The sequence below is a fragment of the Adhaeribacter pallidiroseus genome (genome assembly GCF_003340495.1).
GTDB classification, from domain to species: Bacteria; Bacteroidota; Bacteroidia; order Cytophagales; family Hymenobacteraceae; genus Adhaeribacter; species Adhaeribacter pallidiroseus.
This window is the reverse complement of the sequence record NZ_QASA01000001.1, coordinates 4,176,799-4,191,690: the sequence shown is the minus strand read 5'-3', so window position 1 is coordinate 4,191,690 and position 14,892 is coordinate 4,176,799. Positions and strand designations below refer to the sequence as shown.

Annotated in this window: 10 protein-coding genes; 6 read left to right on the top strand and 4 right to left on the bottom strand. The window is 46.2% G+C overall.

What is annotated here, in order from left to right; all coding sequences use genetic code 11:
* The first annotated feature begins 170 nt into the window (after positions 1 to 170).
* The 5 genes from AHMF7616_RS16890 to fabD all read left to right on the top strand — a co-directional run bounded on the left by AHMF7616_RS16890 (position 171) and on the right by fabD (position 7,158).
* The gene (locus tag AHMF7616_RS16890; RefSeq protein WP_115373949.1) at positions 171 to 2,912 is read left to right on the top strand and encodes a T9SS type B sorting domain-containing protein; all 2,742 of its coding nucleotides are present in this window, start codon (positions 171 to 173) and stop codon (positions 2,910 to 2,912) included.
* Positions 2,913 to 3,261: 349 nt separating this feature from the next.
* Positions 3,262 to 3,996: a hypothetical protein gene (locus tag AHMF7616_RS16885; protein ID WP_147275713.1), complete on the top strand. Its 735-nt coding sequence runs from the start codon at positions 3,262 to 3,264 to the stop codon at positions 3,994 to 3,996.
* Positions 3,997 to 4,091: 95 nt separating this feature from the next.
* The gene (locus AHMF7616_RS16880) at positions 4,092 to 5,279 is read left to right on the top strand and encodes a fibronectin type III domain-containing protein (protein WP_147275712.1); all 1,188 of its coding nucleotides are present in this window, start codon (positions 4,092 to 4,094) and stop codon (positions 5,277 to 5,279) included.
* Positions 5,243 to 6,007 carry a T9SS type B sorting domain-containing protein gene (locus AHMF7616_RS16875; protein WP_115373946.1) on the top strand — a complete coding sequence of 255 codons (765 nt, stop codon included), beginning with the start codon at positions 5,243 to 5,245 and terminating at the stop codon, positions 6,005 to 6,007. Before AHMF7616_RS16880 ends, AHMF7616_RS16875 begins: the two co-directional genes overlap by 37 nt.
* 275 nt (positions 6,008 to 6,282) lie before the next feature.
* Complete coding sequence (gene fabD / locus AHMF7616_RS16870; RefSeq protein WP_115373945.1) at positions 6,283 to 7,158, top strand: ACP S-malonyltransferase; 876 nt, start codon at positions 6,283 to 6,285, stop codon at positions 7,156 to 7,158.
* A 153-nt stretch (positions 7,159 to 7,311) separates the two neighbouring features.
* On the opposite strand, the gene folK is transcribed toward fabD, so the two are convergent.
* The 4 genes from folK to AHMF7616_RS16850 form a co-directional block, all read right to left on the bottom strand.
* Positions 7,312 to 7,797, bottom strand: a complete 486-nt coding sequence (gene folK / locus AHMF7616_RS16865; RefSeq protein WP_115373944.1) for a 2-amino-4-hydroxy-6-hydroxymethyldihydropteridine diphosphokinase — start codon at positions 7,795 to 7,797, stop codon at positions 7,312 to 7,314.
* Positions 7,798 to 8,263: 466 nt separating this feature from the next.
* On the bottom strand, positions 8,264 to 9,115 hold the full coding sequence (locus tag AHMF7616_RS16860; RefSeq protein ID WP_199474256.1) for an alpha/beta hydrolase family protein: 852 nt from the start codon (positions 9,113 to 9,115) through the stop codon (positions 8,264 to 8,266).
* A 456-nt stretch (positions 9,116 to 9,571) separates the two neighbouring features.
* Positions 9,572 to 12,640 carry a PVC-type heme-binding CxxCH protein gene (locus tag AHMF7616_RS16855; RefSeq protein WP_115375662.1) on the bottom strand — a complete coding sequence of 1,023 codons (3,069 nt, stop codon included), beginning with the start codon at positions 12,638 to 12,640 and terminating at the stop codon, positions 9,572 to 9,574.
* Positions 12,641 to 12,686: 46 nt separating this feature from the next.
* Positions 12,687 to 13,538, bottom strand: a complete 852-nt coding sequence (locus AHMF7616_RS16850) for a hydroxypyruvate isomerase family protein (RefSeq protein ID WP_115373943.1) — start codon at positions 13,536 to 13,538, stop codon at positions 12,687 to 12,689.
* A 587-nt stretch (positions 13,539 to 14,125) separates the two neighbouring features.
* On the opposite strand from AHMF7616_RS16850, the gene AHMF7616_RS16845 reads away from it, so the two are divergent.
* Positions 14,126 to 14,881, top strand: a complete 756-nt coding sequence (locus AHMF7616_RS16845) for a hypothetical protein (RefSeq protein ID WP_115373942.1) — start codon at positions 14,126 to 14,128, stop codon at positions 14,879 to 14,881.
* Positions 14,882 to 14,892: the final 11 nt, after the last annotated feature.

Below are 14,892 nucleotides of genomic sequence, written 5' to 3'. Positions count from 1 at the left end.
CCTTTTTTGCGGTTCCTCACCCCTGCCTTTTCCGCATTTCAAACTGTAATTATAACAATTAGTTCTTGGGTTTTGTTGCGTGATAATGATTGCTTTAGTGGATTAAATATTTTTACAAATTAATATTATTTCTACTTGCACTTTCGTTTTGTTGCTATAAAGCTTCATCTATGCAAACAAACTTACCCTCCAAAACGGTAATAGCAGTTTTTTGCTTTTTGTTACTCGTTTGTTGCTTATCCTTTCCTATCCATGTACAGGCTACTCACATCCGGGCCGGGGAAATTACCGCTAAAAGCGACACTACTTTGCCGGTTGCAAACCGGAATCCACTGCGGTATTTTTTTAAATTAGTACAATACGCAGATTCTAGATCTCCCGCCGATAATGAATTCGCAATGGTGAGCTTTGGCGATGGCACCTTTACAGCAGAGCCAGGGGCTAAACGGGTGCATAAAGATTTAATCAGACCCGATACTTACCGCAATGTGTATTATTTTGAACATATTTATTCCGGCCCTGGTCCTTATACCCTCGTTTATTTTGAAGTAAACCGGAGTACCAACGTGATAAATATGACTAATTCTCAGGAGCAGGATTTTGTTTTAAAAACCACTATTACTATTGATTTATTCGAGCCGATTAATCATACCCCACAACTCCCGGTTCCTCCCTTAGACTTTGCCACCATTGGGCAAATTTTTGTGCATAATCCGGGGGCTTTTGATGCTGATGGCGATAGCTTGGCTTTTCGGTTATCTCCTTCTCAGCAAAACCTAAATGATGAGTTAGAAAACCCCGTTATAAGAGATGTATTTGGTTTTCAATACCCGAATAACTATGGCGGTACGGCCTTGCCTAATCCGCCAGGAGGTCCGCCCACCTTTACCATTGATGCCCAAACGGGGCAGTTAACCTGGAATTCGCCTGGGCGAGCCGGTGATTATAATGTGGCATTTTACGTAGAAGAATGGCGCGATGGCCGTAAGCTGGGGGAGGTACTCCGCGATATGCAGATCCGGGTTTTACCTACAGATAATCGGCCACCGGTACTTAACCAAAAAGATCTGTGCGTTATTGCCGGCACCACGATTAGCGAAACCATTACGGCAACTGACCCCGATCCGGGAAATATTTTAAAAATTGAAGCCTTTGGTGGCTTTTTACCGCCCGCTCTGTTTAGTCAAATCAATAACAACAACGGCCTGTTTAGCTGGCAGACCACTTGCACGGACGTACGGGCCAAGCCTTACCAGGTTGTTTTCAGAGCAGTGGATAACGCGGCTGTTCCCTTGGCAGATTTAAAGCCTTGGAACATCCGGGTAATTGGTCCTTCGCCGACCGGCTTTACGGCCCAGATTGAAGGCGGCGGCATCCGGCTGAATTGGGACAGATACCAGTGCCAAGGGGCCGAGAAGTTGTACATCTACCGCAAAGAAGGCGAGTCGAACTTTGTACCGGAAGTATGCGTGACGGGGGTGCCGGCTTCCACGGGATTTGTACGCATCGGGGAAGTGAATAAAGACCAGGTTACTTTTTACGACAACGGCATTGCCGGCGGATTAAAGCGGGGCCAGACTTATTGCTACACGGTTTACGCGGCCTGGCCTGCTCCGGGTAAAGGCGAAAGCTTGGCCGCTGTACCGGCCTGTGTAATACTGCCGGACGATGTGCCTTTATTAACCAAAGTTAGTGTAACCGAAACCTCCACTACTACCGGTAAAATTTTAGTAGAATGGACTAAACCAAGCGAAGTTACAGGGTTAACTTCTCCCTTGCAATATCGGCTTTCCCGCGCCGAAGGACAGGTAGGGACCATTGCTGCTTATACACCCGTATTTCAGACCAATAATCTGGATGAACTTACATTTACCGATACTAATTTGAATACCGAAGAACTGGCTTATACCTACAAAATAGAGTTGTTTCATTCGCCGGGTGGTACGGCTGCTTTGGTGGATACCGCTTCGCCGGGGTCGAGTGTACGGCTAAGCACTTCTTCGGAAAGTAAGGCCATAACATTAAACTGGACCTATCGGGTACCTTGGGATAATACCGCCCGCAAGCATTTAATCTACCGTCAGGTTGGTAACGCTTTTATCCTGATTGACAGCGTGGATGCGACTGTTAACAGCGGAACCTACGTGGACCGGGGTACCTATAATAACCAGCCGCTGGTAGAAAATCAAGAGTATTGTTACTATGTTATTACCAAAGGTCGCTACTCCAACCCAAGGCTCCCAAATTTATTGCCTAACAACAGCCAAATTTCTTGCGTGCTATTCGAGGATGTAACCGCACCGTGTCCACCGGTACTTAGTTTAAATGAATTAAATTGCGACCAGTTAACAGACGAAGCGCCTATTCAGAATTTGTTAACCTGGGTACCGAACGTAACCCCGCCTTGCAGTCCCGATATAGCTTATTACACTATTTATTACAAAGCTTCGCTCCTAAGCGAGTACGATTCTATCGGTTTCACGACCCCGGAAATTACCACCTTTACGCACCAAAACTTGCTTTCGTTTGCGGGGTGCTACGTAGTTACGGCTACGGATGCTTCGGGCAACGAGAGTGTGGTAAGTAACGAAGTTTGTAAAGAAAACAGCTGTTTTTACTTTAGTTTACCCAATATTTTTACCCCGAACGGTGATAACAAAAACGACGTGTTTAAACCCGACGAAAAACGGCCGAGTTTTATAAAAGCAACGAAGTTTGCGGTGTTTAACCGCTGGGGGGCCAAGCTCTACGAGAGCAACGCCGATCCGCGCATAAATTGGGCAGGAGTAGACAAGGACGGCAGCCGGGTACCGGATGGGGTATATTACTACCAGGCCGAAGTAGAATTCTACGCCTTAGATCCACAGAATGCCCGCAAAACTTACAAAGGCTGGGTGGAGATTATTCGGTAGTTGGAAAGTTAGAAGGTTGAAGTTAATATTTCGTTTTTAAAATTAGAAGGCCGGCAAAGTTGCCGGCCTTTTCTGTTTGCCGGAATATGCGTTATTTTACCAGGGCAAGTGCGTAAGACGTAAGGTTAACTTATAGGCTGTGAATGGCAATATTTTTAAATTTTTAACCTTTCAACCTTCTAGCTTTTCAACTTCTCAACCTTTCAACTTTCTAACCTTCTAACTATTCAACTAATCAATTTATTTTTGTTTTATTGTTGAATAATGATAGGTTTATTAAAGTAAATTATTTCGCGAAATAATATCAAATTCACGCGCACCTACGTTCTATTGTTAAAATGCTTTTTCTATGCGAATAAACTTACCCTCTAAAACAGCAATATCGTTTTTCTGCGTGTGGGTGCTGGTTTGGTGTTTGGGCTTTTCTACCACGGTGCAGGCCACGCACATCCGGGCCGGCGAAATTACAGCGCAAAGCGATACCACCTTACCTGTCGCTAATCGCAACCCGCTTCGTTATTTTTTTAAAATGGTGCAATACGCCGACGTAAACTCTGCGGCGGATAACCCAACGGCTATATTAAGTTTTGGTGATGGTACATCACAAGAAGTGGAGCGGGCTGATCATAAGAAAATTACCCCGGATACCTGGCGAAATGTGTACTATTTTGAACATATTTATACCGGAGGCGACACGTATAGGCTTGTTTATTACGAGGTAAACCGCAGCAAAAACGTAGTAAACATGACCCAGTCGGATCAGCAGGATTTTGTGTTAACTACTTTTATCACGATTGATGTTTTTGAGCCGATTAATCATACGCCGCAGTTGTTGGTTCCTCCCATTGATGTAGCCACTTCCGGGCAACTTTTTGTACATAACCCAGGTGCCTTTGATGCGGATGGTGATAGCTTAGCTTTTCGCTTATTTCCCTCCCAACAAAACTTAACCGATGACCGGGATAAACCTCAGATAGCCGATGTATTTGGTTTTCAATACCCAAACAACTTTGGCGGTACAGCTTTGCCTAATCCGCCGGGGGGCCACCTACGTTTACCATTGATGCCAGAACGGGCCAATTAACCTGGAACACACCCGGACGCTTAGGCGATTATAACGTAGCCTTTTTTGTAGAAGAATGGCGCGATGGCCGCAAGATTGGAGAAGTACTCCGGGATATGCAAATCCGTGTTTTACCTTCCGATAATCAACCACCCCGGTTGGCTGAAAAAGAATTATGCGTGATTGCGGGCACGGCCATTCAAGAAATTGTAACCGTAACTGATCCCGATCCGGGCAATATTATTACTTTAGAAGCCTACAGTGGTATTTTGCCTCCTACCTCCAAAAACCAGGCTACCTTTAGCCAAATTAATAATAACAATGGCCAATTTAGCTGGCAAACCAATTGTACAGATGTCCGGGAAAGGCCTTACCAAGTAATTTTTCGAGCCTTTGACAATGCCGCTGTTCCACTTTCAGATATTAAACCCTGGAATATCCGGGTAATTGGTCCTTCTCCGACGGGCTTTACTGCCAAGATTGAAGGCGGTGGGATTCGGTTGAACTGGGAAAGTTACCAGTGCCAGGGCGCCGAGAAGTTGTACATCTACCGCAAAGAAGGCGAGTCGAATTTTGTGCCGGAAGTGTGCGTGACAGGAGTACCCGCTTCCACGGGCTTTGTACGCATCGGGGAAGTGAATAAAGACCAGGTTACTTTTTACGATAACGGCATTGCCGGTGGTTTAAAGCGCGGCCAAACGTATTGCTATACTATTTACGCGGCCTGGCCTGCTCCGGGCAACGGCGAAAGCTTGGCGGCTCTGCCATCTTGCGTAATTCTGCCGGATAATGTACCTATGCTTACCAATGTAAGCGTTACCGAAACAGCAACCACTACCGGTAAGATTCTGGTAAAATGGACCCAACCGCGCGAAGGTGTGGATGGTTTAACTCCGCCCTTGCAGTATCGTTTATACCGCTCCGAAGGCCAGGTAGGTCCGGTAGCGGCTTTTGCCCCGGTTTTCCAGTCGAACAACTTAAACGACACTACCTTTACCGACAACAGTCTGAACACTGAGGAACTGGCTTATACGTACAAAATAGAATTGTTTCATTCGCCGAATGGCACGGCGGCTTTGGTAGACACGGCTTCGCCGGGTTCGAGCGTGCGTTTAACAACGGCTTCGGAAAATAGAGCCATTACTTTAAACTGGACGTACCGAGTGCCTTGGAACAACACCGCCCGCAAGCATTTGATCTACCGGCAAATCGGTAATGCCTTTGTTTTGATCGACAGCGTAGACGCGACCATTAACGGGGGACATACGTGGACCGGGGTACTTTTAACAACCAACCACTGGTAGAAAATCAGGAATACTGTTACTATGTAGTTACCAAAGGCCGTTACTCCAATCCCCGAATTCCGTACTTGTTGCTCAACGACAGCCAGATTTCGTGTGCGATGTTTGAAGACGTAACCGCGCCGTGTCCGCCGGTTCTGAGCCTTAACGAAATTAACTGCGAACTACTCACGGCGCAAACGCCTATCCAAAACGTATTAAGCTGGGTACCGAACGTAACCCCACCGTGCAGCCCCGATATCGCTTATTATACCATTTACTACAAATCCTCACCAACCGTGGAGTATGATTCCATTGCTTTTACAGCTGGCAATGTTACCACTTATACCCACCAAAACCTGCAGTCGTTTGCGGGTTATTACGTGGTAACAGCTACCGATGCGGCTGGAAATGAGAGCCCGGTAAGCAATGAAGTGTTTAAAGACAATTGTTTTTACTTTAGCTTGCCTAACATCTTTACCCCGAACGGCGATGGCAAGAACGACGTGTTTAAACCCGACGACAAGCGGCCGAGCTTTATTAAAGCCACCCGGTTTACGGTATTTAATCGCTGGGGAGCCAAACTCTACGAAAGCAGTGCTGATCCGCAGATTAATTGGAGCGGAGTAGATAAAGGCGGCAGCCGGGTACCGGATGGCATTTACTACTACCAGGCCGAAGTAGAATTCTTTACCCTGGATCCGCAGAATGCTCGCAAAACCTACAAAGGCTGGGTGGAGATTGTTAGATAGTTGGTGGGAAGGTGGGAAAGTTGGAAAGTTGAAAGGTTAGTAGGTTGGAAAGTTGATTTTTTTCCTTGGTAAGCAAACAGAAAGGGCCGGCAAATTTGCCGGCCCTTTCTGTTTTACCGGATTATGCGTTATTTTGCTTCGTTAAATACGTAACACGTATTTCTGAAATATGCAGGATACACAAGAATTTTTTTAAATTTTTAACTTTAAAACCTACTAACCTTTCAACTTTCTAACTTTTCAACCTTCCAACTTTTCAACAAAAAAACTACCACATGAAAGCATATATTTTTCCGGGACAGGGTTCGCAGTTTTCCGGTATGGGGCGCGATTTGTATGAACAATATCCGGGGGCAAAAGCCCTGTTTCATCAGGCAGATGCCTTACTGGGGTTCAACCTTTCCCAGATTATGTTCGCGGGCTCCGACGAAGAATTAAAACAAACCAGTGTAACGCAACCGGCTATTTTTTTACATTCGGTAGCCATGGCGGCAGTAGCGCCGGATTTTAAACCCGAAATGGTGGCGGGGCATTCCTTAGGCGAATTTTCGGCCTTGGTAGCGAACAAAGTACTGGCTTTTGAAGATGCTTTATTGCTGGTTTCTAAAAGAGCACAGGCCATGCAGAAAGCCTGCGAAGCAAACCCCTCGGCCATGGCGGCTATTCTGGGTTTGGAAGACAGCGTAGTAGAAGAAATATGTGCGCAAATCGAAGAAGTGGTAGTAGCTGCAAATTATAATTGCCCCGGCCAGTTGGTAATTTCGGGGAGTAACCAGGGAGTAGCTTTGGCTTGTGAGCAACTAAAAGCGGCTGGGGCCAAACGCGCTTTACCTTTGCCGGTAGGAGGGGCTTTTCATTCGCCGTTGATGCAGCCCGCCGAAGCCGAGTTGGCCGAAGCTATTCAAAATACCAGATTTAATGCGGCTATTTGCCCGGTTTACCAAAACGTAGATGCTAAGCCCTACACCGACCCGGAACAAATAAAACAAAATTTAATTAAGCAATTAACGGCACCCGTCCGCTGGACCCAAACCGTACAAAATATGATTGCCGATGGCGCAACTTTATTTGTAGAGTGTGGTCCGGGTAAAGTATTGCAGGGTTTAGTTAAAAAAATCAATAAAGAAGCTGAGGTAAGTTCGGCGTTATAAGCCTGGTTCAAAAAGTAAATTTTTTAAATTTTTGCTTAACCTTTGAATATCTAATCTCTAGTTATTCCGGAGGAACCTATTCTGCTGCGTAGTTTTATTGGTTCCTCCAGAATAACCTTCCACGAAGTTTATATACTTAATAAAAAGACGATTTTACAATTTAAGTAGCGTAACGGGTAGTTGATCAGGACATTGTTCCAGAAGTTGTAAATTGCTTTGTTGTAATGCAGGATGAACAAAATCAGGGACAATTTGCACGAGGGGTACCAAAGTAAAGCGGCGATTTTGCAGTTCGGGATGCGGAACAGTAAGCCGTTGCGTTTGCAGAACTAATTGATCATAGTATAAAATATCAATATCAATCACCCGGGCACCCCAACGTTCCAGCCGCACCCGGCCTAACTCCGCTTCCAGGTTGTTTATTTGGCGCAAAAGTTCTTCGGGCATTAAAGTAGTTTCAACGGCCAGTACCTGGTTTAAAAAAGCTTGTTGATTTTCCAGGCCCCAGGCGGCGGTTTCGTAAATACCGGAAAGTTGCGAAATAGCTCCCAAGCGACCCGCAATCAGATCGCGGGCTTGTTTCAGTAAATCCAGGCGGTTACCCAAGTTACTGCCTAATAATAAATAAGTGGTAGGCATGTTTTAGTCGATAGTCCATGGTCGATAGACCATAGTAGTAGTTAATCGTGATTAGTTATTCGTTGCTAGCCTATTAATTTTTTAAAATCAAGTGCTTAATTTACTCTTTTCTTTCGGTTAATTCTGTCCAAGTACTTAAACGATCTTTTTGAAAAAAGCAGCAGTAATTAGATCTCATAATTGTGCTTAGAGTTAGCAAAGCGCTCTAAGTACTTTTGGACAGCCAATCTCTGATTGGCGTAGCGGGGAATTTAAGTAAACGCCAATCAGAGATTGGCTGTCGTTAAATGGATAGAGACCGCTGACGCGAACTCTCCCCATAACCGTGCAATGTTCTTAATATTCAGCAAAGACAGTGTTAATGGGCATACGCCGTTGGTTGTGTCTGCACAACCAGCTTTAAAAACTTTTTGCGTTAATCCGGAAATCAAATACTTCTGCTTTGGTCTTCTGTAATTTTTCTTTTTTATAATTTTTTTAAAAATTCTACGGTGCGCTCCGCTACTGTTTGCGCGGAAGGTGGCAAATTAGTATCCGGGAAAGGGTGCTTGCCGCCAAAAGTGTGTCCGCCTGCCGGTAAAATTATTACTTCGGCCTGGGGTTGATTTGCTTTTAGTTCGTCGGCCATGCTTACGGGTAAAGTTTCGTCGTCTTCGGCGTGAATAATGAGAAATGGTTTTTTTAAATTTTTAACTACCGCTGGGATATCCAGGCGTTCCTGGTTCGCTTTAAAATCCTCGACGAGCTGGTAATACAAGGGCATATCCTGATTAATGCGGGAATTATAGATGTAATGCACGCCCGTTTTCTGCCAGTTGGTGAGTACTTCTTCGGGCCAGCGCATGAGCAGGTCGCTAATGGGTGCCCAACCCACTACTGCTTTTACCCGCTCTTCTTCGGCTGCTTTTAGAATTACTAAGCCACCACCGCGACTATGACCAATTAAAGATACTTTATCCAGGTTTAGTTCGGCCTTTGGCAGGTTCTCCGGAAGACTGAACAAGTAATTGAGTAAAGTGTCCAGGTCATCGAGTTCAATGGAAAAATTATTCTGCCCGAAAGCCTCCATGTCCGTTAAATCTTCGCTGTCGAGGGTAGTGCCGTTGTGCGATAAGTTAAGTTTTATAAATACAAAGCCTTGTTGCGCAAAGTAGTCCGCAATTAGATTAAAATGACCCCAATCTTTGAATCCTTTAAACCCGTGCACAAAAATGACTACTGGCTTGGCTTGCTGATCAGGAATAAAACGGGCATCAACGCGGAAAGCACGGCCGTGTGGCGGGGTTAACACAAAATCTATTTTTTGGATCAAGGTCATTTTTTAAATTTTTTATAATGTTTAAACCGCATTTTTAGAAAGATGTATTCGCCTTTTTATCGTTGGAGCCGGTTCCCGCCTCCAGGCGTTGGTGCTATCTAACTTGACAAGGCTGAGTTTGCCTCCTGGCCGGCAGGCCCCGTTTGGCTCTTCCGGGCTGGTAGGAACGTGCCGCGGCACGTTCCTACATTATCTCACAATGCCTCGTGCCTCCGCACCAGAACCAAAGGTTCGCAGAACCCAGAAGGTCGTCCTGAGCCAAACTGATGTAGTTTACTTGTAGCTACTGTCTTTCTGTTAAATTCAGCATTATAAGGTTGCGTACATTCTTTTTTGAAAATGAATACCTGCTTTAACCCCATTAAGTTTTCATAGACCATAAAAAATCCCGGTTACGTTGTTGTAACCGGGATTTTAGCGTTGCTGATCTGGGCGGCAGACCTAATTTTTAAAAAATTAATTTTTAGCGGTGGCTTTCTTTAAAGAACTTAAATATTCTACCAGGTTCACCAGTTCTTTTTCCGAAATGCCTTGCTGTAAATTGGCCGGCATCAGCGATTTATCCATTTGTTTTTTAGATACCACGTCTTTGATGGCATAGCTCATGACTTGCCCGCCGGGTAAGCGCACATCCATTTTATCTTCGGTTTGGCTGGATACAATGCCTACCACCTGGTTGCCGTCTTTCAGCTTAATGGTATAGCCTTCGTAGCCGAAACTAATCCCGGCATCGGGGTGCAAAATAGCGGTATACAAGGCTTGTTTGGGTAGTTTACCGCCAATCTCCGATAACTCCGGACCAAACCAGGCACCTTCGTTATTAACTTTGTGACAAACGGAGCACGATTGCGCAAATACGGCTTTGCCATTCACGGGGTCGCCGGACATGGTGGCTAACTGCGCTATTGGAGGCAAAGGTTTGCCTTCGCGACTAGGTTTTTTAAAATAAATAGCAGCTACCTCTTTAATATCCGGTCGCCAGGCCCGTAACAAGATGGTACCCGCTGTTTCTTCCAGTTCCGTTGGGATTTTCTTGTTTTTCACTAACTCTACCAGTCGGTCTTCGCCGCTGCCACCGGAGCCTAGTTTGCGTAAAGCTAATTGCCGGATTTCCAGCGGACGTTTCGTGTCCAGCATTACGGCTTGCAGCAAGTCTTTTACCTGGTTGCTTTCGTAATTGCCCACGGCAGTTAACATGCCCTGCGTAACTTGCGGATCTTTGCTGTTGAATGCTTTTGCTACCGCATCTATTCCGCCGGGTGCTTTTACTAAAGCACGGGCCGCATCACGGGCCATTTCGCTTTCGGGGTTGGTAAGGGCCAGGGCTTGTAAATCCTGGTTAAATTCGGGCAAACCATATTGTTCCAGCAACATCACAAATTGCTTGGTACCGCGTGACGCCTCAATGGTCCGGCGCAGAGCCGCCTGAAACTTGGCATCTTTTTGCGCCGACTGATCGCTGGCTTGTAAGGCTAAAGTAGTAATTTGATTTTGCGCCGGGCTGTTGCCGTCGAGCAAGCTGGCTAAAGCTTGTTGTTTTTCCGGCGAATTAGCGTGAAAATCGAAAGCCCGGAAATAATGCGGCAGTTCCGCGGCGTTGCTCGTTTTTTGAATTATCTGGGCCAGTTTGGGTAAAGCTTGGGCGGAGCGAGACCGCCAAATAATATCCTGATCGGTAGCTTTGGTGATATCGCCACCTCCTTTACTGGTCCAGGCGGTAAAGAATGCATCGGCTTGCAAATCGGAACTAATGCCTAAAGCTTCCAGGTACCAGCGGTCTTTGCCGTCGTACTGCCGGGCCAGATCGGCCCAGATAGCCGGGGCTTCCGGCGATTTGCTGTAGCGTAAAGCAATGGCTACTTCCCGGCGAACTTGCGCGTTCGGGTCATTCGCCCAGGCTTTTAAAATAGGAATGATATCAAGTTTTAATTCCTGCGCGGCGCGTAAGCCGGTTATCCGGATGTTGTCGTCTTTATCTTGATAAGCTTGTTTTAAATATTTTTCGCCGCGGCCGTTTATTTTACTTAACAACCACAAAGCCCGGGCCCGCTGCCGCGATTCGCCGGTTTTCCAGAGTTTCGCTAAGGCTTTTTCACCTTTTCGGCCCATTTGCTGCAAGGCGGTATAAGCTTGGTACCGGGTATCGAGGTTCGGACTTTGCAAAGCTTTTACGGCACCATTGGCCGAGCTCAGATCCATTTTAGGGACCGTGTACGGTGTATTAGCCGGCGCTACCCGGAACACGCGCCCTTTCTGGGTTTCGCCTTGCTGGTGGCCACCTACGCCCGGGTCGTACCAATCCGAGATAAACAAAGAACCATCCGGCGCTACCGTTACATCCGATGGCCGGAACCACTGGTCTTTCACGCCTTTTACAATGTTTACGATTTCGGCTTTATAACCCGCCCCATCGGGCGTAACCGGGTAAGATCGTACCACATTTGGCCCGGCATCGGAATGAATCATTTGGCCTTGAAATTGGCTAGGTAATAATTTGCCTTCGTAGATTAACATACCGGTAGGGGAGCCGGCCCCGGTTTGTAACAAGTTAGGTACCGTGCCCGGGTCGTTTAAATGCCAATGGCGCAACGGAATTTCGGTTTCCAGACCAGTGCGGTAAGCGCTCCAGCCAGCGCCGGTTTTCTCATCCTGGTAGCCGTAGTTGCCGTAAGGCAGCACGTAATTAATGCGTACGCCCCGGTTGCCATCGTCGTCGTTATCGGATTGCCATAAGGTACCGTAAGAATCCACAGCTACTTCGTAGTTGTTCCGGAAATTATGCGCCAGTACCTCAAATTCGCTGCCGTCGGGGTTGCACCGGAACACCATGCCCTGGCGATACGGTTTGCCGTTATCAGCTACCACGTTGCCCGCCTGATCCACGATCGGTTGACCGTTTTTATCTTTAATTTGTTTGCCTTCGTTGCCGAAATTAAAATACAATTTACCATCGGGGCCAAAGGTAAACGTGTGCATGCCGTGGTCGTGCTGCACGCCGCCAATACCGGTAAACAGCAAATCTTTCTTATCGGCTTTATCGTCGCCGTCGGTATCGGTAAACACAAACACGTTGGGCGAAGCCGATACAATTACCCGGTTGCCCATTACGGCTATGCCTAAAGCTGCATCCACGTCTTTGCCTTGGTAAAATACTTTTTGCTTATCGGCTTTGCCATCGCCGTCCTGGTCTTCCAGTATCAGAATGCGATCGCCTTCGGGACGGGCTTTGTTTTCTGGGTTGTGTTGCAGGCGGTAGTTGATGGCTTCGGTAACCCACACCCGGCCTTTGACATCAATGTCCATGTTGGTTAAGTTCAGGGTCATGGGGGCCGTAGCAAAAGTTTTGGTTTCCAGACCAGCGGCAGTTTCTAAGCCATCGGTTTCCGAATCGGCCAGAAAAAGTTTAGCCTTATTCAGGTTAAAAGCCAGGCTGGCGCTGAGCAAAGAAGCCAGAACCAAGCCGGCGCCGGGCCGAAATAACCGGTGCTGCCTTACGGATTGGAGCGAACGCGGTAAGTTTTTCATGATCATCAGGGTGCCTGTTTTTGTTTTTAGGTAATTTTTTAAATTTTTAAGCGATATCACAAATCTGAACGCCTTGTTTTAAAGAGGCCAGCTTGTCTTCGCGTTTCGGAATAAACTCCTGGGCAACAAAGCCTTTATAGCCGGTAGCCACAATCGCTTTCATAATGGCCGGGTAGTTTAGTTCCTGAGTCTCGTCAATTTCGTTGCGGCCGGGTACGCCGCCCGTGTGGTAATGCGAAATATATTGCTGGTACTTATTAATGGTGGCAATTACGTCGCCTTCCATAATCTGCATGTGGTAAATATCGTAGAGCAGTTTAAAACGGTCGGAACCAACCTGGTCAGCTAGCGCTGCTCCCCAAGGTGTCCGGTCGCACATATAATCTTTATGGTTTACCTTGCTGTTGAGCAACTCCATCACCATCGTTACTTTGTACTTTTCGGCGGTCGGCATCAGGCGTTTTAAACCCACGGCACAATTTTTAAGTCCTTGCTCATCCGCCATACCCTTACGGTTGCCCGAAAAACAAATAATCTGCTTAAACCCGGCGGCGGCTACCTTCGGGATAACTTCTTCGTAGCTTTTTATTAAGGCATCGTGGTATTGCGGATCGTTAAAACCTTTTTCTATACCCATGCCCGCTCCCCAGGGCAAAGCCGACGTTAAGCCGTATTTTTTAAGCGTGGGCCATTCCTCAGGACCTACTAATTCTATAGAAGTTAAACCTATTTTGGTGGCGGCTTTGCACAAATCATCTAAAGAGATTTTATCGTAGCACCAGCGGCAAACCGAGTGGTTTATTTTTCCTTTTAATTTCTCGTCCAGGCCAGCATCCGCGGCAACCAGGCGGTTGGTGAGCGAAGTACCCAGCGTAACAGCCGCCACCGACCCAGCCATTTTTGAAGCGCTTTCCGGCGCGAATTATTTGTATTCACAGGGTTAGTTGTTAATAAGATGAATGAAGATACAGGTAAGATTTAAGCTTTTGAATTAGCTATTATTGTTAAAAAAGAAACATTAATGTTACTGAAAATTACCGGAGAATGCAATAGTTAAATGTAATTTGTACAATTACCTAGACTAAGAGGTTAGGGTGGTACCCAACCACTAGCGAACAACGAGGTAACCAGAAAGCAGGAAAACTGGTACGGGGCACACCTGCTTAATAACCAAATTAACTGGATTGCTTTTGCGTAGGCCAGTGATTTTTTTAAAATTAAATAGGCCTCCTTGTTTTTTAACACCTTTCCCGAATAACCTTGGAGCTATTTGTTGTAATCAGCCACAAAATTAGTGCTGCTTGCTTCACTTATGATGGAGGATGGCTATAGATTGCTATAACAATATTAACCGCCCGGAATGTTTGTAAACCGGTGGATAAAAGTTGTATAAAAATTGTATAAATAGGAGCTGCGGCATAAGGCTTAGTTGCTATTTAAATTGCAAGTTCGCATGGTGATAGAACCGTTAAATTTGTTTTAGCTATGCGACATATTCAATACTTTTTAGGCTTATTAGTAGCTTGTTCTACCGGGCTGCTGGCCGGTTGTTCTTCGGTGTACATGCCCAATGTGCCCAATACGCCTATGTTTACCCAGCAAGGCGAAATTAGCGCGGGCGGCCACGTTACCTTAAAAGGAAATTTTAGTTTTAACGGGGCATACGCTGTTTCGGATCATTTTGGGGTGATGATGAACGCCTCGCATTTAAATAACCAACGCGAAAAAGAAAATTTCCGGCACAGCTTGTTCGAAGTAGGTGGGGGGTATTTTACTACTTTCGGCGCTAATAAAAACCGTATTTTAGAAGCTTATGCTGGCATCGGGCGGGGTAGCAGCAACCGTACCGAAAAAGACGTTACTGCCGAATCTACCGTTATCAGCGACCGGGTTTCGGGTAATTTCGATAAGTATTTCTTGCAGGTTAATTTTACCTCCAAACGCAAAAAAGACTTACGCCTGTTTGGCAGTTATTTTCCTTTAAATTATGGTACGGCCCTGCGCATGAGCTACGTAGATATGTTCCGGCACGTGCGTAACGGCGAAATACAAACTACCGAAGATAATATCTTTTTAGAACCTATCTTTTACACCCGGTTGGCGATTACGCCAGCGGTACAGTTGCAATACACCAGCGGCGGTAACATTGGCCTGAAAAACCGGAAAGCTTTAACCGCCGGATACTCGGTGTTTAGTTTGGGTTTAGTCGTGAATATCGGTGGCCGGAATTTAGGCAGATAAATAGATGCTGA

Coding starts and splice junctions, on each gene's coding strand:
- AHMF7616_RS16890 (WP_115373949.1), top strand. CDS start 171: ATGCAAACAAACTTACCCTCCAAAACGGTAATAGCAGTTTTTTGCTTT.
- AHMF7616_RS16885 (WP_147275713.1), top strand. CDS start 3,262: ATGCGAATAAACTTACCCTCTAAAACAGCAATATCGTTTTTCTGCGTG.
- AHMF7616_RS16880 (WP_147275712.1), top strand. CDS start 4,092: ATGCAAATCCGTGTTTTACCTTCCGATAATCAACCACCCCGGTTGGCT.
- fabD (WP_115373945.1), top strand. CDS start 6,283: ATGAAAGCATATATTTTTCCGGGACAGGGTTCGCAGTTTTCCGGTATG.
- folK (WP_115373944.1), bottom strand. CDS start 7,797: ATGCCTACCACTTATTTATTATTAGGCAGTAACTTGGGTAACCGCCTG.
- AHMF7616_RS16860 (WP_199474256.1), bottom strand. CDS start 9,115: ATGACCTTGATCCAAAAAATAGATTTTGTGTTAACCCCGCCACACGGC.
- AHMF7616_RS16855 (WP_115375662.1), bottom strand. CDS start 12,640: ATGAAAAACTTACCGCGTTCGCTCCAATCCGTAAGGCAGCACCGGTTA.
- AHMF7616_RS16850 (WP_115373943.1), bottom strand. CDS start 13,538: ATGGCTGGGTCGGTGGCGGCTGTTACGCTGGGTACTTCGCTCACCAAC.
- AHMF7616_RS16845 (WP_115373942.1), top strand. CDS start 14,126: ATGCGACATATTCAATACTTTTTAGGCTTATTAGTAGCTTGTTCTACC.